This window comes from Pseudomonas sp. Irchel s3a18 (assembly GCF_900187535.1).
Taxonomy (GTDB): domain Bacteria; phylum Pseudomonadota; class Gammaproteobacteria; order Pseudomonadales; family Pseudomonadaceae; genus Aquipseudomonas.
Genome location: NZ_FYDV01000025.1, coordinates 25,298 through 44,763, shown reverse-complemented (window position 1 = coordinate 44,763; position 19,466 = coordinate 25,298). Strand labels below are relative to the sequence as shown.

Here is a 19,466-nt window from a genome sequence, read left to right as displayed (position 1 = left end):
GGGAGAGGAAAGGTGCATAGCCTAGCCCAGGCGCGGATACCCTTACAAGCTTCAGGTCTATTGGCCGGTGCAGTTTCAGGCCAGCACCGCCACGGCCTTGATCTGCGCCCAGAGTTGTTGCCCGGGATGCACCTGCAAGTGATCGCGCGAATACCGGGTGATGCGCGCCAGCAACGGCGTGCCGCCAGCGTCCAGTCGCACCAGGACATGGGCGGTGTTGTCGGCGGCAATTTCACTGATGACCGTGACCGGCAAGCGATTGAGGATGCTGCTCTGTTCGCCACCCGCAAGGCTCAGGCTGACATCCCGGGCCTGCACCTTGAAGCGCAACTGTTTGCCCACGGCCAGGGGCAGATGGGCCACGCGTACATTCAACAGGCTGCGGGGCAGTTGCAGGGTCAGCAGTTGGTAGTCGACGTTGTAGTCAGTCACCTGGCCGTCGATCACCACGCCCGCGTCGTCACCCTGCGCCAGCGGCAGGTCGAGCCGCGCCAGGGTTTCGCCGACCGGTCCGCTGGCCAGGGCCTTGCCGGCGCTCAGCAGCACAATGTGATCGGCCAGGCGCGCGACTTCGTCCTGGGAATGGCTGACGTACAACACCGGTATTTCCAGTTCGTCGTGCAGCCGCTCAAGGTACGGCAGGATCTCGCTTTTGCGCTGTGAGTCCAGCGCGGCCAAGGGCTCGTCCATCAACAGTAACCGAGGGCTGGTGAGCAACGCACGGGCGATGCCGACGCGTTGCCGTTCGCCGCCGGAGAGGTGTTGCGGATGGCGATCCAGCAGGTGGCCGATGCCCAGCAACTCGGTGGCGTGCAGCAGGTCGACCCGGCGCTGCTCACGGGCAATACGCCGCAGGCCAAATTCCAGGTTGGCCCGCACCGACAGGTGGGGGAACAGGCTGGCTTCCTGAAACACATAGCCCAGCGCCCGTTTGTGGGGGGGCACAAAGTGCTTCTTGCGACTGTCCTGCCAGACCTCGTCGTTGATCTGGATAAAGCCATGCTCGGCTCGTTCCAGGCCGGCGATGCAGCGCAGGCAGGTGGTCTTGCCCGAGCCGGAATGACCGTACAGCGCCGTGACGCCACGGCCGGGCAGGTCCAGGTCGACGTCCAGGGTGAAGTCCGGGTAGCGAAGATACAGGCGCGCGTGAATCCCAGCAGTCATCGATCAGCTCCAGCCGGCCTTGGTTTTGCGGCTTGAATACAGTGCCAGCAGCACCAGGAATGAAAACACCAGCATCGCTCCGGCCAGCCAGTGGGCCTGGGCATACTCCATGGCTTCGACGTGGTCGTAGATCTGCACCGAGACCACGCGGGTCTTGTCGGGGATGTTGCCGCCGATCATCAGCACCACGCCAAATTCACCGACGGTATGGGCGAAGCCGAGAATGGCCGCGGTGACAAAACCAGGCCGGGCCAAGGGCAGGACCACACTGAAAAAGGTGTCCCAGGGATTGGCGCGCAAGGTGGCGGCCACTTCCAGGGGGCGGGGGCCGATGGCCGAGAAGGCGTTTTGCAACGGCTGGACGACAAAGGGCATCGAGTAAATCACCGAGCCGATCACCAGCCCGGTAAAGCTGAAGGTCAAGGTGCCCAGCCCCAGCGACTGGGTGAGTTGGCCAATGAACCCGTTGGGGCCGAGGGTCAGCAGCAGGTAGAAGCCGATCACCGTCGGCGGCAGCACCAGGGGCAGGGCGACGATCGCCCCGATGGGGCCGCGCAGCCAGGACCGGGTGCGCGACAACCACAACGCAATCGGAGTACCGATGATCAGCAAAATCACCGTGGTCAGGGACGCGAGCTTGAAGGTCAGCCAGATCGCGGCAAGGTCGGCACTCGATAGGGTCATTTAAAGTTGATAACCGTAGGATTTGATAACGGCAGCGGCTTTCGGCCCCTTGAGGTAGTCAACCAGTGCCTTGGCAGCCGGGTTGTCCTTGCCTTTGTCGAGGATCACCGCGTCCTGCTTGATCGGATCGTGCATGTCGGCGGGCACGATCCACGCCGAGCCAGCGGTGACTTTGCCGTCTTTATAGATCTGCGACAAGGCGACGAAGCCCACTTCGGCGTTACCGGTGGAGACGAACTGAAAGGCCTGGGTGATGCTCTGGCCTTCGACAATCTTGTCCTTGACCTTGTCGGTCAGCCCCAGCCTGGCCAGCACTTGCGTAGCGGCGAGGCCGTAAGGGGCGGCTTTCGGGTTGGCGATGGACAGGTGTTGGTACTGGTTACTGGTCAGCACGTTGCCCTTGGCGTCGACGTAACCGTCCTTGGCCGACCACAGCACCAGGGTGCCGATGGCGTAGGTAAAGCGCGAGCCGTCGACGATATCGCCTTCCTGCTCGAGTTTTTGTGGGGTGCTGTCGTCTGCCGAGAGGAACACTTCGAACGGTGCACCGTTCTTGATCTGGGTGTAGAACTGCCCCGTGGCGCCATAGGCGGCGACCAGTTTATGCCCGGTGTCTTTTTCGAAGTCGGCGGCAATGGCCTGGATCGGCGCGGTGAAGTTGGCGGCGACGGCGACCTGGACTTCGTTGGCCTGGGCCGAGTTCAAGGCGAACACGGCGAACAAGGAGGCCAGGCAAACCGGGGCAAAACCTGAGACACGAATAGTCATGAAGCGGCTCCGAAGGACGAGTGAGGTGGGCAGTGTGTTGTTGTGATTCGACTGCGCTGGGGCTGAGGCTTAACGCTATATATAAAAATATACAGCGAAAGAGCTGCGAGCGGAACTCGTCAACGGCTCATGAGTGAAAAATTGTATACAGTTTTCTGTCGGGGGGCTTTCAGTGGTATCTGCAGAAGGGGTGATCGTTCCCGCCCGGGAACGATCATCGAGGCGCCGAGTTCAGCGGCGTCCCAGCAAGGCCAGCGCTTCATCCGCCAGGCGTCGGGTCAGTTCGCCAGTGGACAGTTCCACACCCAGGCGCAGCGCCTGTCCGGCCCACAGGGTGCTGAAGTCTGCCTCGTCCTTGGCGCGCAGCGGCAGCAAGGCACCGCCAGCCAGCGGGAACGCCGGGGCCTGCGGACAGATCGGGCCGAGCTCGCGCATGATCCGATTGATGATCCCCCGCGCCGGGCGCCCGGTGAAAATGTTGGTGACTGCCGTTTCGCTCTTCCTGGCGCTGCGCAAGGCCTGGTGGTGCGAGGCGCTGACCTGGGCTTGCGGCGTGAACAGGTACGCGGTGCCTAGCTGCACCGCCGAGGCGCCCAGGGCGAACGCGGCGGCGATCCCCCGCGCATCGCCAATGCCACCGGCGGCGATAACGGGCACGCGGACGGCATCGACGACTTGCGGCACCAGGGCAAAGGTACCGACCTGAGTGCTCAAGTCATCGCTGAGAAACATCCCGCGATGGCCGCCGGCCTCGTAACCCATGGCGATGATCGCATCGCAGCCATGTTGCTCAAGCCAGATGGCCTCAGCCACAGTCGTCGCGGACGACAGCACCTTGGCGCCGGTGGCCTTGACCCGGTCGAGCAGGGATTTCTCCGGCAGGCCGAAATGGAAGCTCACCACTTCGGGGCGAAACGCCTCGACCACCTCGCAGGCGGCCTCATCGAACGGCGCCCGGTTGGACACCGGTGTCGGCGCCTCGAAATCAGCCCCCAGTTCACGGTAGTAGGGTTCCAGCAGTTGCTTCCATTGGCGGGTGCGCGACTCGTCGGCAACGGGTGGCTGATGGCAGAAGAAGTTCACATTCAATGGATGCGTGCTGTGTTGCCGTATCGTCGTGAGCGCCTCGCGTAATTGCCCGGTGCTCAGCATGGTTGCGGGCATCGAGCCCAGGGCGCCGGCGTTACTGGCGGCGATCACCATGTCCGGGCCGGTCGCGCCGGCCATGGGCGCCTGGATGATCGGCAACTCGATGCCTAGCAGATCAACAATACGGGTGTCAGGCCATTGGCTCATCAGCAGTGTGCTCCTGCATGGAAAAGGTGAATGGGGGTCGGCTGTTGCGGTTCAATCGGTTCGTCAGCGATCAAAGCCGTCACCCTTTGAGCAGGGCATCGGTGTCGTTCAAACGGGCCGGGCGACGCGCTGCTTGTCCGCGATAGCGGTGGCTCAGCCAACATCAAGGATGACTGTGCTGGCGTCAGCGATTCTGGCCCAGAGGGCAAAAATCATAGCCCTGGCATGTAGCATCGGTCATGGCTTTTTTGCGCCGTGGCTGCGAAGGTATTGGCCTGGACTCAGCTCACGGCGACCCATCCAATCAGGAGACAGTGATGTTCAAAGGCATTTTGATTGAGAACGATAACGGCGCGTACCAGGCCAGTTTGCGAGAGATCGACGACGATCAGTTACCCGAGGGCAATGTCACGGTGCGTGTGGCGTACAGCACCCTGAACTTCAAGGATGGACTGGCGATTACCGGTTCAAGCCCTGTGGTGCGCAGATTTCCGATGGTTCCCGGGATCGACCTGGCCGGCACGGTGGAGGTCAGCGAGCATCCGGACTTCAAGGTTGGAGACAAAGTGCTGCTCAATGGCTGGGGCGTGGGGGAAGGGCACTGGGGTGGGCTGGCACAGAAGGCACGGCTTGCGGGTGATTGGTTGATTCCCTTGCCGCGTGCATTCACCGAAGCCCAGGCCATGGCCATTGGTACGGCCGGCTATACCGCGATGTTGTGCATCCTGGCGCTGGAGCGCAACGGCGTGACTCCGGACCAGGGCGAGGTATTGGTAACCGGGGCCAACGGTGGTGTCGGCAGTTTCGCCATCGCCCTGTTGTCCGCGCTGGGCTACCAGGTGGTCGCTTGCACCGGTCGCCCCTCGGAGCATGCCTACCTCAAGCAGTTGGGCGCCCGCGAGATCATCGATCGGGCCAGCCTGTCGGGCCCCGGCAAGCCGTTGGCCAAGGAGCGTTGGGCGGCGGTGGTCGACTCGGTGGGCAGTCATACCCTGGCCAATGCCTGCGCCAGCACCCGGGCCAATGGTACGGTGGCGGCGTGCGGACTGGCCCAGGGCATGGACTTTCCGGGCTCTGTCGCGCCTTTTATCCTGCGCGGCATTACCCTGGCCGGGATCAACAGCGTGACTCAACCCAAGGCCCGGCGCATTGCAGCCTGGGACCGACTGGCCAGGGACCTGGACCTAGGGTTGCTGTCACTGATCAGTCACGAAATCGCTCTGAGCGATGCCATCGACCTTGCGCCACGGCTGCTGGCCGGCGAGGTGCGCGGGCGCGTTGTGGTGGATGTGAATCGTTAATCAAGGAGGAAGTGTTCATGGGTGTCAAACAACTGGAAGTACAGCCGTTTCGTGTGGCCGGACTGCGCGTGCGTACGCTTAATACCGCAGAGCAACAGGCGTCGACCGCCAGGATCGGCCCGATGTGGCAACGCTTTTTCAGCGAGGGCCTGTACGACAAGATCGCCGGCAAGACGGCGGATTCGTGGGTGTATGGCGTGTACAGCCAATATGAGTCGGACGCGAGCGGGGCGTTTGACGTGCTGGCGGGCGTGGCTGTCAATGAGGCCCCGGCCGATTACCACAGCCTTGAAGTGCAGGGCGGCCAGTACTTGGTGTTCGATGCCAAGGGGCCGATGCCGGGCAGCGTGATTGAGGCCTGGGGGCGGGTGTGGGCGTATTTCGATGAACATCCGCAGGTTCAGCGCCGGTTTGCCACCGACTTCGAGGCCTACACCGGCCCCGACAGCGTGGCCGTGCACATCGGCATTTTCTAAGGCTGGCTTTCGCGCGCCAGCAACTGACGCTTGCGTTCCACCCCCCAGCGATAGCCCGACAGGTCGCCATCGCTGCGCACCACCCGGTGGCACGGTATTGCCACCGCCAGGTTGTTGGCCCCGCACGCCTGGGCCACGGCGCGGAACGCCTTGGGCGCACCGATACGCCGGGCAATCTCGGCGTAACTGGCAGTGCTGCCCACCGGGATCTCCCGCAACGCCTTCCAGACCCGCTCCTGAAACGCTGTGCCGCGCACATCCAGCGGCAGGTCCAGGCCCAAGGCGGGGGCTTCGATGAAACCCACCACCTTGGCAATCAGTTGCTCAAACTGCGGGTCCGCGCCGATCAGGTTGGCTTGCCGGAACTTGTCTTGCAGGTCGCGGACCAGGGTATCGGGATCGTCACCGAGGAGAATCGCGCACACCCCGCGCTCGCTCTGTGCCACCACGATCGCCCCGAGCGAGCATTGGCCGACGGCAAAGCGAATGTCAGTATTCTGGCCCGCGGCGCGGTAATTGCCAGGAGTCATGCCGAGCACCTGATCGGCGGACTCGTAGAAGCGACTGTTGGAGTTGAACCCGGCGTCATACAACGCATCCGTCACCGAGCCCGCCACCTCGAGCCGTTCGCGGACTCGGCGTGAACGCTGGGCCGTGGCATAGCCCTTGGGCGTCAGGCCAGTCACGGCCTTGAACACGCGGTGGAAATGAAAGGGGCTCATGCGCGCGCTGTGTGCCAGTTCGCCGAGACTGGGCACGGTGTCGGCGGATTCGATCTGTCGACAGGCCGCGGCGACCAGGGTGGCGTGCTGGCTGGCAACCAGGGTTTGATCCGCCGCGGCCCGCTTGCTGGGGCGGAAACCCGCGGCCAGGGCTTGTTCCTCGGTGTCGAAGAACACCACGTTCTGCGGTTTCGGTAAGCGCGCCAGGCTACTGGGGCGGCAATAGATCCCGGTGGTTTTTACCCCATAGACAAACTGACCGTCGGCGTGCGGGTCGCGAGCCAGTACGGCGGCCCAGCGGGGGTCTTGTTCGGTGGCGTGCCTGGCGGTGGTCATGGTGCGTTACCTTTTGAAGATTCAGCCCAGCTTGCCCGGTCTGAAGGCCGAAGGCACTCCGCGGCTTGCGGTCAAATTCCAGGTGTCACCCCGCGCGGCGCAAGGTGAGGTTGATCCGCTGTGCGCCCAGTTGTGGATGATGCCCCTCGTTGAGCGGCAACACGCCGTGATAGCGCAAGCGGTCCACGCCGCCCCAGACCACGATGTCCCCGTGAAACAGTGGCACTCGCCGGCTTTTGTCACTGCGTTTCAAACCACCGAACAGAAAGATCGCCGGTAGGCCCAGGGAGACCGACACGATAGGCGCATCATAGGACCGTTCGTCTTTGTCCTGGTGCAAGGACATTTTCGCACCGGGCAGGTACCGGTTGATCAGGCAGGCGTCCGGCATAAAGTCGCTGAAGCCGGCTGCCATCGCTGCGGCATGCGCCAGTTCCCGGAAGACGGCAGGCATTTCTGGCCAAGGCTGGTCGCTGAGCGGGTCGAGGCGGGTATAGCGGTAGCCACTGCGATCGGTGGTCCAGCCCAGCGTGCCGCAACTGCTCAAGGCAACCGACATGGTGAAACCACCCGGTGTGACCATGTTTCGAAACGGTGCTTGCAGCAGCACAGGCTCCAGTGCGGGAAGTAAACGCGCCACCCAGGGCAAGGCAAAGCCACGCAGTACGTATGACTGTTCGCCGATCTGTTCGGTCCGCGCCGGTTGGCGGTCTTCCCCGGCAAACAGGTCGAGGGTGACAGGGAGGCTGTGATCACTGTGCATCGTGGAAAATCACTCCAAGGGTATGCCGCTCACCGCTGTGCAGGCGACTGACGCCATGGCGCATGTTCACCCGGTAGTCGCCACGAACGCCCTGCACCGGGCGCTGGCTCACCGCAAATATCAGTGCATCGCCCTGTTCAAGGCTCATTACCATGGGCCGCGATTGCATCCTGGGGCGCTGCTCGGTGAGCACGAACTCGCCACCTGTGAAGTCTACACCGGGTGCTGACAACAGAATCGCCACCTGCAGGGGAAACACCTGCTCACCGTACAGATCCTGATGCAGGCAGTTGTAGTCCCCCGGGCCGTAGTGCAGCAATAAGGGAGTAGGGCGTTGCTGGCCGGCAGCATGGCAGCGCTGCAAGAACGCGCTGTGCGCTGCGGGAAAGCGGTCAGGCAGGCCCATGCGTTCATGCCAGCGGTTGGCCAATGGCGCTAGCCGGGTGTACAGCGCCCCGCGTAATTGCTCGACGAGTGCGGGCAGGGGGTAGCTGAAGTAACGGTACTCGCCCCGCCCGAAGCCGTGCCTGGCCATCACCACGTGAGCGCGGAAACGTGTCGGTTCGGCGTACAGCGCCGCAAGGTCGCGGCATTGCCGGGCAGTGAGCAGGCCCTTGAGGATGGCGCAGCCATCCTGGTCGAGGGTGTGCTCGAGGGCGGGCCAGGGGAGGGTGTCGATACGTTCGAGCAGCGACGGCCCGGCTGTCGCAGGGGCGGCGTTGCGGTCGTGGTGGTGCGGGGAAGTGGACATGGCTGGCTCCTGAACCCGGGTCGAGGATGACCAGTCTGGGAGGCTCAAGCGCGGGTGACACTCCGGTGCTTGCGGTCGAACTCCGGAGTGCTTGCCAGGTCGGTCGGCGACCTTACAGCGCCTTGCTCACACTGATGTCAGTGATGACATCTGTGGTGTCGCCATGGATGGCGGCAAGGGCGGCCCTGGCCTCGTCTTCAGTGCCCTTGACCAGTTGGGCGAACTCGAACCGGCGCTCGCCGTTGAGTTTGTACTTGATGACGTACTTGGTGGTTTGAGTCACGAGCGTACCTGTGTGTCACAGTGTATATAGAGGATCAGCTGAGTTTCGAGCTGGACCGGCGAATGATCTTGATCGAGTGCGTCAGCGTTGGCTTACGGGTCACACTGATCGGTCGACGGTTGACCGTGTCGATGGTGATGTTCCAGAAACCGGTGCTCGGCGCGGTGATTTTCGCTGGGAAGGTGTCGAATGCACCCCCGTGGTAGGTGTGGCGTCCACCATTTTTGAAGCTGCGAAAGTTGGCGTCGTTCATCAGGCGGATGTTGCAGGTTTGGGAGCATTGGATGACGACGATGTCATCTTCGTTGAGGTGCTCGCGCTGGTGGATAAATTTCATGGGGCGCCTCCAGAAGGGCTTTTTCTACAAAATCAAAACGATAGCATGTGCGATAGCGCAGTTTATCAGCCTCCACACCCGAAAAGCGGGCTCTTGGGTCCGGCTTTGACAATTAAAAACAGTTATCCGTGATTATTTGCGCAATAAAGCGCTGCATTCCGGAGAAAATCGGTATTTGTGCTGTCGGAGGGTCTTTATTGGAGGATTTGTATGAAGCGGGGCGTTTTGTTGCTGGCATTGGCGATGAGTGGTTGTGCGACAGTCTCGGACATCAATCAGACGCTGCCCACCATGAATGTGATTTCAGGGAAGAAACCACAAGAATATGCCGCCTGTGTTGCCGACAAACTGGCCACTAGCCGTGGCGCGGTGCAGATCGAACCGTACAAGGATGGCGTGCAGGTCATCGTGCCAGGAAAACTCTCCGCCGATCCGGCCGCGGTGTTTGATATCGACGCGCGCTCCGGCGGCAGCAGCATCAAGCTCCATGAGAGCCTGTCCAACGTGCCGATGCGCCCTGGCGATATCGGCAATGCGGCCAACGAGTGCATTTCTGGCTAGGGTCGATCGCCTGCCCGCACCGTCTGTTGCCCAAGCCCGGCCCCGCCACCGTTGAAGGTGTGGGGCCGGGCTTTTTCATTTCTGACCGTCTCGAACCCAGATCCGCGTTGTGATGGGCGGACCCATCACCTACTCTTCATATGCTTATGCAAAGTAGGCCTAAGCATATAACTAGAAGAATGGAGTTCGAGATGGAATTCAACCCGATGGTGTTGAGCGGCCTGATGCTCGTGGCGGCCAGCAGTGCCATGGCTGCCGATGGTCAGAAAATTTTCACCCAGGGCGGCACACAGCCGGGGGCAACCGCCTGTTTTGCCTGCCATGGCGCGGATGGCATGGGGATGCCTGCGGCCGGCTTTCCTCGATTGGCAGGGTTGTCCGCGGAGTACCTGCGCAAGCAACTGAATGATTTTCGCGGTGGTTCGCGGGGCAGCGCGGTGATGCAGCCTTTGGCCAAAGCCCTGACCGATGATGAGATCCAGGCCGTTTCCAGCGCATTGGCGGCCATGCCAGCGCCTGAAACTACCCTGGCCACGCGCGATGCCGTGCCGAAAAACGCGGGGCAAACCCTGGCATTGCGAGGTGCCTGGGACCGGCAGATTCCCGAATGCGTGATGTGTCATGGACCGGGTGGCGTCGGCGTCGGTAGCGCCTTCCCGCCGTTGGCCGGGCAATCGGCGAGCTATCTGGTGGCGCAATTGAACGCCTGGCGCGATGGCACCCGGCACAATGACCCCAATGACTTGATGGGCCACATCGCCAAAGCCCTGACACCGGACGAGATCACCGCAGTCGCCGATTATTTCGCGACCTTGGGCAGCCAGGAGGCCAAGCCATGAAATTCCTTTCTTTCGCGCCACTGTCCCTGGTGTTGATGAGCGCCGACCTGTACGCCGCGCAGACGGTCATGGACGACCAGTCCGAGCTGAAAACCCAGGCAGTGGCAGCCGGTCATACCTCCTATTTCCAACCGCCGGCCGAACACGAGTTGTCGGACAACGCCTTTGGCAAACTGGTGCGCCAGGGCCACAGTCTGTTTGTCGACACCCGGCGCCAGGCACCGGCGTATGTCGGCAATGGCCTCAATTGCAGCAACTGCCACCTTGATCAGGGACGTTTGCCCAACTCCGCACCACTGTGGGGGGCCTATCCGATGTACCCGGCGTATCGCAAGAAGAACGACAAGGTCAACACCTTTGCCGAGCGCCTGCAGGGGTGTTTCCAGTTCAGCATGAACGGCAAGCCGCCACCGGCCGACGGGCCGGAGATTACCGCGTTGTCGGCCTATGCCTACTGGCTGGCAACCAAGGCGCCGCTCGGCGTCGAGTCACCGGGGCGCGGCTACCCTGAGGTCACCCAGCCGGCCAAGGGCTATGACCTCGCCCAAGGGGCGCAGGTCTACAAAGCGCAGTGTGCGATTTGCCATGGCGATACCGGGCAAGGGCAGAAAGTCGGCCAGGACTATGTCATGCCGCCCCTGTGGGGCAAGGACTCCTACAACTGGGGGGCCGGCATGCACCGCATCAATACGGCGGCGTCGTTCATTCAATACAACATGCCATTGGGCAAGGGAAAGAGCCTGAACGATCAGCAGGCCTGGGATGTGGCGGCGTTCATCAACAGCCATGAACGGCCGCAGGATCCGCGCCTGATCGATGGCTCCATCGAGAAAACCCGCGTGAAGTTCCATGCCAACGATGGGGTCAATCTCTACGGGCAAACGGTGGATGGGGTGCTGATCGGGCAAGGGATCCGATAAACTGTCGTCTATCGACACAATGCCGCTCTTGGGCGGCATTGTCATTTCTGGAGCAGTCAATGAAACGCGAGCAAGTCAGAGAACGGCATGCAGAGGGTCACATCTCTGCCACCCATGTGATTCAGAATCCTGCGAACCCGGGGGAATGGATCGTCTTTTTCAAGAAAAGCGCAGGGCGCAGTTTTTTCCTGGTGGATGACAATGACGAGGTCGAGTCCTTCAGCCGGCTGGATGACTTGATCGAGACCGTGCGCGGCCTTGGGATCAAGTTCGCCGAAATACACATGTGATGAGTCAGCCCGCTCTGTCGGCTACTTGCACACCACCACGACACTGCGGCTTTTGAAGTTGCCGACGTCAGCGCCAAGGGTCTTTTCACTTTCGTCGAGGGCCGGCGTACCCTCCGTGCCTACTATCCGGTAGCCGGTGCCGGCACAGGATGCATCGGCTTTCTCGTAGCATTTGGCCCAGGAGTTGGCTTCGCCCGAACAGTCAATTGCCAGGCCTTGCTGGCCATCGTCCAGGTAGATTTTGGAGGTGCTGGCGCATCCGCCCAGGAGCAGTACCGCCATCAGCGTCAGGTATTTTTTCATGGGTGGCAGCCATCAGTCAGCAGGGGCGCAGTTGCCCTGGGCAAGGATGCTACAGCCCATGGCGATCAGGCTACAGACACGCACAAAAAAACCTGCGGGCAGGCAGGTTTTTTGCACGGGTAAGCTGTTACTCAGGCTTGGCGCCACGGCGCTTGGGTGCAGGCGGGGTGTCCTGCAGCACGGAGGCCACTTCAATCGCCATGGCTTGCGAGGGGAAAGGCCCGGCGATATTTTCGCCGCTGGCGCTGTCGACCCACCACTGGCCATCTTTGGCCTGGTTGATCAGGTAACCGTTCACACTTTTTGCTGCCGACATCTATCTGCCTCGTTGGCTGGTTCAATCGCGCAATGATAGCCGATAGCAGCCAATGTGTCTGAGCCTGTTCTCTGGTCTAAAGTGAAGCCCTCGTGTTGAACAGGGGGGCTGGCAAGTCACTGTGGCGGGTTTTAACACTGCGTGCGGTGTGAATTTGCGGAACTATCTCGCAGAATATTTCTCTATGATGGCACCGGTTAGCCAGTGCGGGGCATTGTAACGTCCCCGCCGTCTGATTAGACTGCGCCGAAACTCGTATACACAGCCCTTATCAAGGACTTTTATGATCAAGAAATGCTTGTTCCCAGCAGCCGGTTACGGTACTCGCTTCCTGCCAGCGACTAAAGCCATGCCCAAGGAAATGCTGCCGGTGGTGAACAAGCCACTGATCCAGTACGGCGTTGAAGAAGCACTGGATGCCGGCTTGACCGAAATCTCCATTGTCACCGGCCGTGGCAAACGCGCCCTGGAAGACCACTTCGACATCAGCTATGAGCTGGAAAACCAGATCAAGGGCACTGACAAAGAGAAATACCTGGTCGGTATCCGCAAGCTGCTCGACGAATGCTCGTTCTCCTACACCCGTCAAACCGAAATGAAAGGCCTGGGCCACGCGATCCTGACCGGTCGCCCACTGATCGGTGACGAACCCTTCGCCGTGGTACTGGCGGACGACTTGTGCGTCAACCTGGAAGGCGACGGCGTGCTGACCCAGATGGTCAAGCTGTACAAGCAGTATCGCTGCACCATCGTGGCGATCCAGGAAGTGGATCCGCAGGAAACCCAGAAGTACGGTGTGATCGCCGGTGACCTGATCGGTGATGACCTGTACCGCGTGCGCAACATGGTCGAGAAGCCAAAGCCTGAAGATGCTCCGTCCAACTTGGCCATCATCGGTCGTTACATCCTGACGCCGGACATCTTCAAGCTGATCGAAGAAACCGAGCCAGGCAAAGGCGGCGAGATCCAGATCACCGACGCCCTGATGAAACAGGCGCAAGACGGTTGCGTGATTGCCTACAAGTTCAAGGGCAAGCGTTTCGACTGCGGCGGCGCTGAAGGCTACATCGAGGCGACCAACTTCTGCTTCGAACACTTCTACAAGACGGGCAAGGCTTACTGATAGCTGAGTCACCGCCCTGTACTGAAAAGCCACCTTCGGGTTAATACCGTCAGTTAAGCGAACGCCAACCTATGTAGGAGCGAGCGCGCTCGCGATGAACGTTAACGATAACGCGTGTTTTCTGAATAAACGCGTTGTTCTTGAGGTCATCGCGAGCGCGCTCGCTCCTACAAATTCGGCTTCATCTCCTTAACTGACTGGCATTGACCTTCGGGTGGCTTTTTCATTTTTCGGACCCTGCGGTTCGCGGCGCTGACCATCAAAGCGGCAGCAGGTATGCTGGTGGCCTGCCGAGGAGAGTGAAATGGCTTACGATTTTGACCTTTATGTGATTGGCGCCGGTTCCGGTGGTGTACGCGCGGCGCGCTTTGCTGCGGGCTTCGGTGCAAAAGTGGCCGTGGCCGAGAGCCGTTATCTGGGGGGGACCTGCGTCAACGTGGGCTGCGTTCCCAAGAAGCTGCTGGTGTACGGCGCGCACTTTGCCGAAGACTTCGAACAGTCCCGGGGCTTTGGCTGGTCGTTGGACGAGGCCGACTTCGACTGGGCGACGCTGATCGCCAACAAGGACCGCGAGATCAATCGCCTGAATGGCATCTACCGCAACCTGCTGGTCAACAGCGGCGTGACCCTGCACGAAGGCCATGCCAAGTTGCTGGACCCGCATACGGTCGAGGTCAACGGCCAACGGTTTACCGCCAACACCATTCTGGTCGCCACCGGTGGCTGGCCGCAGATCCCGGAGATTCCGGGGCGCGAGCACGCCATCAGCTCCAACGAGGCGTTTTTCCTCAAAACGCTGCCCAAGCGCGTGCTGGTGGTGGGCGGTGGCTACATCGCCGTCGAGTTTGCCGGGATCTTCCACGGCCTGGGTGCCGAGACCACCTTGTTGTATCGCGGTGAGCTGTTCCTGCGTGGTTTTGACAGTTCGGTGCGCAAGCATTTGCAGGAAGAACTGACCCGACGCGGGATGGACCTGCAATTCAACGCCGACATCGAGCGTATCGACAAGCAGGCCGATGGCAGCCTGAACGTGACCCTCAAGGATGGCCGCCAGCTGCAGGCCGACTGCGTGTTCTACGCCACCGGGCGGCGTCCGATGCTGGACAACCTGGGCCTGGAAAACACCCGGGTCACGTTCGACAACAAAGGCTTTGTCGAAGTCGATGAGCTGTACCAGACCGCGGAGCCCTCGATCCTGGCCATTGGCGATGTGATCGGCCGCGTGCAACTGACGCCGGTCGCCCTGGCCGAAGGCATGGCCGTTGCGCGTCGCCTGTTCAAGCCGGAACAGTATCGTCCGGTCGATTACAACATGATCCCGACGGCCGTGTTCAGCTTGCCGAACATCGGCACCGTTGGCCTGACAGAAGAGCAGGCCCGGGAAGCGGGGTATGAGGTGCAACTGTTCGAAAGCCGTTTCCGGCCGATGAAGCTGACCCTGACCGAGTGCCAGGAGCGCACCCTGATGAAACTGGTGGTGGATGCCAGGACCGACAAGGTGCTGGGTTGCCACATGGTCGGACCGGACGCCGGCGAGATCGTCCAGGGGCTGGCAATTGCCCTCAAGGCCGGCGCGACCAAACGTGACTTCGACGAGACCATCGGCGTGCATCCTACGGCCGCTGAAGAGTTTGTCACGATGCGCACCCCAGTAGCGGGTTAAGCGCCTTTCGCGGTACCCGACGCTGTGTCTGGCGGTGCATGAAGTGTGCCTGCCAGAGCCAGCGTTTTTTTATGCAGATACTTTTTTCTTCTATTAATACTGTCGGCTAATAGCCAAAACCAATCAGCAGCATCAGGTTATCCAATGAGCCATCAGCGGACTCATTGGTTAGGATTCTCCCATCAAGTTTTTAACCACTGACGGAGAGTCAACGATGCCTATCATCAACAGCCAAGTTAAACCGTTCAAAGCGACTGCCTACAAAAATGGCGACTTCGTACACGTGTCGGACGCTGACCTGAAAGGCAAGTGGTCTGTCGTATTCTTCTACCCGGCCGACTTCACCTTCGTTTGCCCGACCGAGCTGGAAGACCTGGCCGACAACTACGCCGAATTCCAGAAGCTGGGCGTCGAGATCTACAGCGTGTCCACCGACACTCACTTTGCCCACGCGGCCTGGCACAACACCTCGCCGGCCATCGGCAAAATCCAGTACACCATGATCGGCGACCCGACCCACGTCATCTCCCGCAACTTCGACGTACTGATCGAAGAAGCCGGCCTGGCGGACCGTGGCACCTTCGTGATCAACCCTGAAGGCCAGATCAAGATCGTCGAACTGAACGACGGCGGTGTGGGTCGTGACGCCTCCGAACTGCTGCGCAAGATCAAGGCTGCCCAGTACGTTGCCGCTCACCCGGGCCAGGTTTGCCCAGCCAAGTGGAAAGAAGGCGAAGCCACGCTGGCGCCGTCCCTGGACCTGGTCGGCAAGATCTGAGTCTGTGAGTCGATCGAGGGCGATGAGCTCTTGAGCACGTAAACCGCATCGCCCCAAAAAACGCCTGGGCGAATCTGCCCGGGCGTTGTTTTTTCAAGAACCGAATAAAGGAGATCGCCCGTATGTTGGACGCCAATCTTAAAGCCCAGTTGAAGTCATACCTGGAACGGGTCACCCAGCCGATCGAGATCGTCGCCTCCCTCGACGACGGTGCGAAATCCCAGGAAATGCTCGCGCTGCTCAAAGACGTTGCCAGTCTTTGCAGCCTGATTACCTTGCGCGACGACGGTAACGATGCACGCAAACCGTCGTTCTCGATCAATCGCCCGGGTGCCGATATCAGCCTGCGTTTCGCCGGCATCCCCATGGGCCACGAATTCACTTCGCTGGTGCTGGCCTTGCTGCAAGTCGGCGGTCACCCTTCGAAGGCCAGCAGTGAGCTGATCGAACAGATCCGCTCGCTCAAAGGCGAGTTCAACTTTGAAACCTACTTCTCGCTGTCCTGCCAGAACTGCCCGGACGTGGTCCAGGCGCTGAACCTGATGGCGGTGCTCAACCCGAACATCCGTCACGTCGCCATCGATGGCGCGTTGTTCCAGGACGAAGTCACTGAGCGCCAGATCATGGCCGTGCCCAGCGTCTACCTGAACGGTGTGAACTTCGGCCAGGGTCGGATGGGCCTGGAAGAAATCGTCGCCAAACTCGACACCAGCGCCATTGAGCGCCAGGCCGAGAAAATCAGCGCCAAGGAGGCCTTTGACGTGCTGGTGGTCGGTGGTGGCCCGGCCGGTGCGTCGGCGGCAATTTACGCCGCCCGCAAGGGGATTCGCACCGGTGTTGCCGCCGAGCGGTTTGGCGGTCAGGTGCTGGACACCATGGCCATCGAGAACTTCATTTCCGTGCAGGAGACCGAAGGGCCGAAGCTGGCGGTGGCGCTGGAAGAGCACGTCAAGCAGTACGACGTCGACATCATGAACCTGCAACGCGCCGACACCCTGGTGCCGGGCAAGCATGGGGAACTGCATGAAGTCAGGTTCGCCAGCGGTGCCAGCCTCAAGGCCAGGACCGTGATTCTGGCCACCGGTGCGCGCTGGCGTGAAATGAACGTGCCGGGTGAGCAGCAATACCGCAACAAGGGCGTGGCGTACTGCCCGCACTGTGATGGTCCGCTGTTCAAAGGCAAGCGCGTGGCCGTGATTGGCGGTGGTAACTCTGGCGTCGAGGCGGCCATCGACCTGGCCGGTATCGTCGCCCACGTGACCCTGCTGGAGTTCGATGTGCAGTTGCGCGCCGACGCCGTCCTGCAGCGCAAGCTGCACAGCCTGCCGAACGTCACCGTGATCACGAATGCACAAACCACGGAAGTCACCGGTGACGGTCAGAAGGTCAACGGCCTGCGTTACAAGGATCGCCAGTCAGGCGAGACCTTGGATGTGGCGCTGGAAGGGATCTTTGTCCAGATTGGCTTGCTGCCTAACACCGACTGGCTCAAGGGCACCGTCGAACTGTCGCCGCGGGGCGAGATCATCGTCGATAACCGGGGTGAGACCTCGATCCCGGGTGTGTTCGCCGCTGGCGACGTGACGACCGTGCCGTACAAGCAGATCGTGATTGCCGTGGGCGAGGGCGCCAAGGCATCGCTGAGTGCCTTCGATCACCTGATCCGTACCTCGGCCCCTGCATAAAGGCCTGGGCCGAAAACACAAAACCTCGTAGGAGCGAGCGTGCTCGCGATGGTCGCCAACGATAACGCGGGAAGGCTGGCCCCCCGCGGCGGTCTGAGGCTTATCGCGAGCAAGCTCGCTCCTACAGAGGGAATGTGGCGGAGGTTACAGCGGCGCCGGCTGAATGATTTCAACCCAGTACGCATCCGGGTCCTTGATGAAGGCCAGGCTCTTCATGCGGCCGTCATTCAAGCGTTTCTGGAAGTCACAGCCCAGGGCTTCGAAGCGCTCGCACGCGGCGCGAATGTCGGGGACGGCAATGCAGATATGACCGAAACCACGCGGGTCGGTGTTGCCATTGTGGTAGGCGAAATCGGTGTCGTTCTCGGTGCCGTGGTTGTGGGTCAGTTCCAGGATGCCCGGGATCGACTTCATCCACTGGGTGCGGGCCGCCGCGTCGGCGGGGATCTGGTTCTTGTCGACCAGCGCAAGGAAATACAGGCTGAATTCGGCTTCCGGGAAGTCACGCTTTTCCAACAGAGTGAAGCCCAGGACACGCGTGTAGAAGTCCAGGGACTTGGTGATGTCCTTGACCCGCAGCATGGTGTGGTTGAAGACGAATTGCTGGGTGGCGGTGTCAGGTTGGGCGGTGACGCCGGGGAAGGTATTCAGTTCGTGCAGGCTCATGGGCCCTCCGGAAAACAAGTGGGGCAAACGACGCTGCGGACAGTAACTGTCCTTGGGCTTGCGGTGTGCCAATGATACGCAACGGACCGGGTTGCGCCAAAGTAAAACCTTGGGCTATTGCCTGGGCGAGCGGCTGGGCTCAGACTTTGAAGCTCGCCCCGCCAGTGTTCTGCGTGATGATCCGACTGTATAAATCCCTATTCGTATTCACTTGTCTGTTTTCGGCTATCGCGTGTGCACAGCCGGCACTTCCCGAGATCGCCTGGCCCAGTGGCTGGCAGGTGCAAGCACTGACGCAAGAGGCGGAACCCGCACCCAGTTCGCCGCAGGTCGTCAGGCAACGTGCGATAAAAAACGATGAAAATGGTGATCCGGTATTGGTCATGGAGTTGACCATGAGCCAGGTTGAAGTCGGGCATGAAGTCAATGTGCAGGGTGTCCTGCTGGAAATGCGCAAGTCGATACAGAAGGATTTTTTTCGAAGCGGCTATCAGAGTGTGTGCAACAAGATCCATCCCGCTACATTGAGCCGGTTATCGGCCCTGGAAACCACCTGCACGGTTACCCGTAATGGTCAGATGCTGTTGTCGCAAACCGTGGTCGCTGCGGTAGATGGCGATAAGGTCTATGTATTTTCCTATGCCGGCCAGGCTGAGGCTTATGCAAAAAACCAGGGTGAAATACAGGACTTTCGAAATAGTTTGAAACTTTGATGGCAGGCGCAGGGGGGTAATGCCAGTCAGTTAAGGAGGTGAAGTCGCATTTGTAGGAGCGAGCGTGCTCGCGATGAACTCAAGAGCAACGCGTTTAATCAGAAAACACGCATTATCGTTAACGTCCATCGCGAGCACTCGAGCGTCGACCGGCTGCACCTACAAAGGTCGACGTTCGCTTAACTGACTGGCATTAGGCGCCGGGGGGCTGTGATTTCAGCGCTGTGGCGCAGGCCCATTATCCAAATGGATTATATAAAAAGTTAGTTTGAGGGATTTATCGGCTTTTGCAACTAGATCGACGATCATACCAGGCATGAAAAAGCCCTGCATGTGCAGGGCTTTTGGCGTGGCGTCGAAGACTTAGGCGCGAAGCCAGGAATCAACGGTGCTGGCGCCGTATTGTTCCTTCCAGGCTTTCAGGCCGCGGTGATTACCACCCTTGGTTTCGATCAGCTCACCGGTGTGCGGGTTCTGATAAACCTTGACCACGCGCGCGCGGCGGGTCTTGGGGGCCGCAGCCAGTTGCAGGCCGGACTTAGGGTTCGGGTCGAGGATGGCGATAATGTCGCGCAGGCTCTTGCCGTAGGTTTTCATCAGCCCCTGGAGCTTTTCTTCGAATTCGATTTCTTTCTTCAGCCCGGCGTCGTTCTTCAGGGATTCCAGCTGCGCGAGCTGTTCTTGAAGGGCCTTTTCAGCTGCACGAAATTCAGCGAGTCTGGACAATA

Annotated in this window: 24 protein-coding genes; 11 read left to right on the top strand and 13 right to left on the bottom strand. The window is 60.6% G+C overall.

The genetic code is table 11. The features are described 5' to 3' along the window. Positions 1–75: 75 nt before the first annotated feature. From modC to CKW29_RS23960, 4 genes are all read right to left on the bottom strand, one after another. The gene (modC, locus tag CKW29_RS23975) at positions 76–1,164 is read right to left on the bottom strand and encodes a molybdenum ABC transporter ATP-binding protein (RefSeq protein ID WP_095149238.1); all 1,089 of its coding nucleotides are present in this window, start codon (positions 1,162–1,164) and stop codon (positions 76–78) included. Positions 1,165–1,167: 3 nt separating this feature from the next. Further along, positions 1,168–1,848 carry a molybdate ABC transporter permease subunit gene (gene modB, locus CKW29_RS23970; RefSeq protein WP_095143518.1) on the bottom strand — a complete coding sequence of 227 codons (681 nt, stop codon included), beginning with the start codon at positions 1,846–1,848 and terminating at the stop codon, positions 1,168–1,170. Beyond that, positions 1,849–2,616 (bottom strand): molybdate ABC transporter substrate-binding protein, encoded by a 768-nt coding sequence (gene modA / locus CKW29_RS23965; protein ID WP_095149237.1) that lies wholly within the window; start codon positions 2,614–2,616, stop codon positions 1,849–1,851. It lies immediately after the preceding gene. A 231-nt stretch (positions 2,617–2,847) separates the two neighbouring features. Continuing rightward, complete coding sequence (locus CKW29_RS23960) at positions 2,848–3,912, bottom strand: nitronate monooxygenase family protein (RefSeq protein ID WP_095149236.1); 1,065 nt, start codon at positions 3,910–3,912, stop codon at positions 2,848–2,850. Between the two features lie 317 nt (positions 3,913–4,229). Between CKW29_RS23960 and CKW29_RS23955 the strand changes: the two genes are divergently transcribed. Both CKW29_RS23955 and CKW29_RS23950 read left to right on the top strand, forming a co-directional pair. Beyond that, positions 4,230–5,213 carry an MDR family oxidoreductase gene (locus CKW29_RS23955; RefSeq protein ID WP_095143521.1) on the top strand — a complete coding sequence of 328 codons (984 nt, stop codon included), beginning with the start codon at positions 4,230–4,232 and terminating at the stop codon, positions 5,211–5,213. Between the two features lie 17 nt (positions 5,214–5,230). Next, on the top strand, positions 5,231–5,689 hold the full coding sequence (locus CKW29_RS23950; protein ID WP_095143522.1) for a GyrI-like domain-containing protein: 459 nt from the start codon (positions 5,231–5,233) through the stop codon (positions 5,687–5,689). Here the strand turns inward: CKW29_RS23950 and ada are convergent. The 5 genes from ada to CKW29_RS23925 all read right to left on the bottom strand — a co-directional run bounded on the left by ada (position 5,686) and on the right by CKW29_RS23925 (position 8,881). After that, positions 5,686–6,747, bottom strand: a complete 1,062-nt coding sequence (gene ada / locus CKW29_RS23945) for a bifunctional DNA-binding transcriptional regulator/O6-methylguanine-DNA methyltransferase Ada (RefSeq protein ID WP_095149235.1) — start codon at positions 6,745–6,747, stop codon at positions 5,686–5,688. The genes CKW29_RS23950 and ada overlap by 4 nt on opposite strands. 85 nt (positions 6,748–6,832) lie before the next feature. Beyond that, positions 6,833–7,510 carry a DNA oxidative demethylase AlkB gene (gene alkB, locus CKW29_RS23940; RefSeq protein WP_095149234.1) on the bottom strand — a complete coding sequence of 226 codons (678 nt, stop codon included), beginning with the start codon at positions 7,508–7,510 and terminating at the stop codon, positions 6,833–6,835. After that, a complete protein-coding gene (locus tag CKW29_RS23935; RefSeq protein WP_095149233.1) occupies positions 7,500–8,261 on the bottom strand; it encodes a 2OG-Fe(II) oxygenase in 762 nt (253 codons plus the stop codon). The genes alkB and CKW29_RS23935 overlap by 11 nt, the downstream gene beginning before the upstream one ends. A 112-nt stretch (positions 8,262–8,373) precedes the next feature. Next, positions 8,374–8,544 (bottom strand): hypothetical protein, encoded by a 171-nt coding sequence (locus tag CKW29_RS25820; protein WP_095149232.1) that lies wholly within the window; start codon positions 8,542–8,544, stop codon positions 8,374–8,376. Between the two features lie 34 nt (positions 8,545–8,578). After that, positions 8,579–8,881 (bottom strand): DUF1883 domain-containing protein, encoded by a 303-nt coding sequence (locus CKW29_RS23925; RefSeq protein ID WP_095079212.1) that lies wholly within the window; start codon positions 8,879–8,881, stop codon positions 8,579–8,581. Positions 8,882–9,091: 210 nt separating this feature from the next. Between CKW29_RS23925 and CKW29_RS23920 the strand changes: the two genes are divergently transcribed. The 4 genes from CKW29_RS23920 (at position 9,092) to CKW29_RS23905 (ending at position 11,491) form a co-directional block, all read left to right on the top strand. Next, positions 9,092–9,442 carry a hypothetical protein gene (locus CKW29_RS23920; protein WP_095143527.1) on the top strand — a complete coding sequence of 117 codons (351 nt, stop codon included), beginning with the start codon at positions 9,092–9,094 and terminating at the stop codon, positions 9,440–9,442. A 191-nt stretch (positions 9,443–9,633) separates the two neighbouring features. Continuing rightward, positions 9,634–10,281, top strand: coding sequence for a cytochrome c (locus tag CKW29_RS23915; RefSeq protein WP_256584936.1), 648 nt, complete (start codon positions 9,634–9,636; stop codon positions 10,279–10,281). After that, a complete protein-coding gene (locus CKW29_RS23910) occupies positions 10,278–11,201 on the top strand; it encodes a c-type cytochrome (RefSeq protein ID WP_095149230.1) in 924 nt (307 codons plus the stop codon). Before CKW29_RS23915 ends, CKW29_RS23910 begins: the two co-directional genes overlap by 4 nt. A 59-nt stretch (positions 11,202–11,260) precedes the next feature. Next, on the top strand, positions 11,261–11,491 hold the full coding sequence (locus CKW29_RS23905; RefSeq protein WP_007935641.1) for a hypothetical protein: 231 nt from the start codon (positions 11,261–11,263) through the stop codon (positions 11,489–11,491). Positions 11,492–11,512: 21 nt separating this feature from the next. Here the strand turns inward: CKW29_RS23905 and CKW29_RS23900 are convergent, their stop codons facing one another. Beyond that, the gene (locus CKW29_RS23900; RefSeq protein ID WP_095143530.1) at positions 11,513–11,794 is read right to left on the bottom strand and encodes a hypothetical protein; all 282 of its coding nucleotides are present in this window, start codon (positions 11,792–11,794) and stop codon (positions 11,513–11,515) included. A 127-nt stretch (positions 11,795–11,921) separates the two neighbouring features. Next, positions 11,922–12,110, bottom strand: coding sequence for a hypothetical protein (locus CKW29_RS23895; RefSeq protein WP_095143531.1), 189 nt, complete (start codon positions 12,108–12,110; stop codon positions 11,922–11,924). Positions 12,111–12,393: 283 nt separating this feature from the next. Here CKW29_RS23895 and galU point away from each other — a divergent pair, with 283 nt between their 5' ends. From galU to ahpF, 4 genes are all read left to right on the top strand, one after another. Next, positions 12,394–13,233 carry a UTP--glucose-1-phosphate uridylyltransferase GalU gene (gene galU, locus CKW29_RS23890; protein ID WP_095143532.1) on the top strand — a complete coding sequence of 280 codons (840 nt, stop codon included), beginning with the start codon at positions 12,394–12,396 and terminating at the stop codon, positions 13,231–13,233. 304 nt (positions 13,234–13,537) lie between these two features. Continuing rightward, complete coding sequence (gorA, locus tag CKW29_RS23885; RefSeq protein ID WP_095149229.1) at positions 13,538–14,896, top strand: glutathione-disulfide reductase; 1,359 nt, start codon at positions 13,538–13,540, stop codon at positions 14,894–14,896. A gap of 214 nt (positions 14,897–15,110) precedes the next feature. Further along, positions 15,111–15,674, top strand: a complete 564-nt coding sequence (ahpC, locus tag CKW29_RS23880; protein ID WP_095143534.1) for an alkyl hydroperoxide reductase subunit C — start codon at positions 15,111–15,113, stop codon at positions 15,672–15,674. 122 nt (positions 15,675–15,796) lie between these two features. Continuing rightward, the gene (ahpF, locus tag CKW29_RS23875) at positions 15,797–17,359 is read left to right on the top strand and encodes an alkyl hydroperoxide reductase subunit F (RefSeq protein WP_095149228.1); all 1,563 of its coding nucleotides are present in this window, start codon (positions 15,797–15,799) and stop codon (positions 17,357–17,359) included. Positions 17,360–17,503: 144 nt separating this feature from the next. On the opposite strand, the gene gloA is transcribed toward ahpF, so the two are convergent. Then, complete coding sequence (gene gloA / locus CKW29_RS23870) at positions 17,504–18,025, bottom strand: lactoylglutathione lyase (protein WP_095149227.1); 522 nt, start codon at positions 18,023–18,025, stop codon at positions 17,504–17,506. A 176-nt stretch (positions 18,026–18,201) separates the two neighbouring features. Here gloA and CKW29_RS23865 point away from each other — a divergent pair, with 176 nt between their 5' ends. Continuing rightward, positions 18,202–18,738, top strand: coding sequence for a DUF4946 domain-containing protein (locus tag CKW29_RS23865; protein ID WP_095143612.1), 537 nt, complete (start codon positions 18,202–18,204; stop codon positions 18,736–18,738). A gap of 363 nt (positions 18,739–19,101) precedes the next feature. On the opposite strand, the gene CKW29_RS23860 is transcribed toward CKW29_RS23865, so the two are convergent. Then, on the bottom strand, positions 19,102–19,464 hold the full coding sequence (locus CKW29_RS23860) for a histone-like nucleoid-structuring protein, MvaT/MvaU family (RefSeq protein WP_095079200.1): 363 nt from the start codon (positions 19,462–19,464) through the stop codon (positions 19,102–19,104). Positions 19,465–19,466 lie beyond the last annotated feature (2 nt).

What these genes read in the sequence shown, in the direction of transcription:
- modC (WP_095149238.1), bottom strand. Translation starts at nt 1,164, where the DNA reads ATGACTGCTGGGATTCACGCGCGCCTGTATCTTCGCTACCCGGACTTC.
- modB (WP_095143518.1), bottom strand. Translation starts at nt 1,848, where the DNA reads ATGACCCTATCGAGTGCCGACCTTGCCGCGATCTGGCTGACCTTCAAG.
- modA (WP_095149237.1), bottom strand. Translation starts at nt 2,616, where the DNA reads ATGACTATTCGTGTCTCAGGTTTTGCCCCGGTTTGCCTGGCCTCCTTG.
- CKW29_RS23960 (WP_095149236.1), bottom strand. Translation starts at nt 3,912, where the DNA reads ATGAGCCAATGGCCTGACACCCGTATTGTTGATCTGCTAGGCATCGAG.
- CKW29_RS23955 (WP_095143521.1), top strand. Translation starts at nt 4,230, where the DNA reads ATGTTCAAAGGCATTTTGATTGAGAACGATAACGGCGCGTACCAGGCC.
- CKW29_RS23950 (WP_095143522.1), top strand. Translation starts at nt 5,231, where the DNA reads ATGGGTGTCAAACAACTGGAAGTACAGCCGTTTCGTGTGGCCGGACTG.
- ada (WP_095149235.1), bottom strand. Translation starts at nt 6,747, where the DNA reads ATGACCACCGCCAGGCACGCCACCGAACAAGACCCCCGCTGGGCCGCC.
- alkB (WP_095149234.1), bottom strand. Translation starts at nt 7,510, where the DNA reads ATGCACAGTGATCACAGCCTCCCTGTCACCCTCGACCTGTTTGCCGGG.
- CKW29_RS23935 (WP_095149233.1), bottom strand. Translation starts at nt 8,261, where the DNA reads ATGTCCACTTCCCCGCACCACCACGACCGCAACGCCGCCCCTGCGACA.
- CKW29_RS23925 (WP_095079212.1), bottom strand. Translation starts at nt 8,881, where the DNA reads ATGAAATTTATCCACCAGCGCGAGCACCTCAACGAAGATGACATCGTC.
- CKW29_RS23920 (WP_095143527.1), top strand. Translation starts at nt 9,092, where the DNA reads ATGAAGCGGGGCGTTTTGTTGCTGGCATTGGCGATGAGTGGTTGTGCG.
- CKW29_RS23915 (WP_256584936.1), top strand. Translation starts at nt 9,634, where the DNA reads ATGGAATTCAACCCGATGGTGTTGAGCGGCCTGATGCTCGTGGCGGCC.
- CKW29_RS23910 (WP_095149230.1), top strand. Translation starts at nt 10,278, where the DNA reads ATGAAATTCCTTTCTTTCGCGCCACTGTCCCTGGTGTTGATGAGCGCC.
- CKW29_RS23905 (WP_007935641.1), top strand. Translation starts at nt 11,261, where the DNA reads ATGAAACGCGAGCAAGTCAGAGAACGGCATGCAGAGGGTCACATCTCT.
- CKW29_RS23900 (WP_095143530.1), bottom strand. Translation starts at nt 11,794, where the DNA reads ATGAAAAAATACCTGACGCTGATGGCGGTACTGCTCCTGGGCGGATGC.
- CKW29_RS23895 (WP_095143531.1), bottom strand. Translation starts at nt 12,110, where the DNA reads ATGTCGGCAGCAAAAAGTGTGAACGGTTACCTGATCAACCAGGCCAAA.
- galU (WP_095143532.1), top strand. Translation starts at nt 12,394, where the DNA reads ATGATCAAGAAATGCTTGTTCCCAGCAGCCGGTTACGGTACTCGCTTC.
- gorA (WP_095149229.1), top strand. Translation starts at nt 13,538, where the DNA reads ATGGCTTACGATTTTGACCTTTATGTGATTGGCGCCGGTTCCGGTGGT.
- ahpC (WP_095143534.1), top strand. Translation starts at nt 15,111, where the DNA reads ATGCCTATCATCAACAGCCAAGTTAAACCGTTCAAAGCGACTGCCTAC.
- ahpF (WP_095149228.1), top strand. Translation starts at nt 15,797, where the DNA reads ATGTTGGACGCCAATCTTAAAGCCCAGTTGAAGTCATACCTGGAACGG.
- gloA (WP_095149227.1), bottom strand. Translation starts at nt 18,025, where the DNA reads ATGAGCCTGCACGAACTGAATACCTTCCCCGGCGTCACCGCCCAACCT.
- CKW29_RS23865 (WP_095143612.1), top strand. Translation starts at nt 18,202, where the DNA reads ATGATCCGACTGTATAAATCCCTATTCGTATTCACTTGTCTGTTTTCG.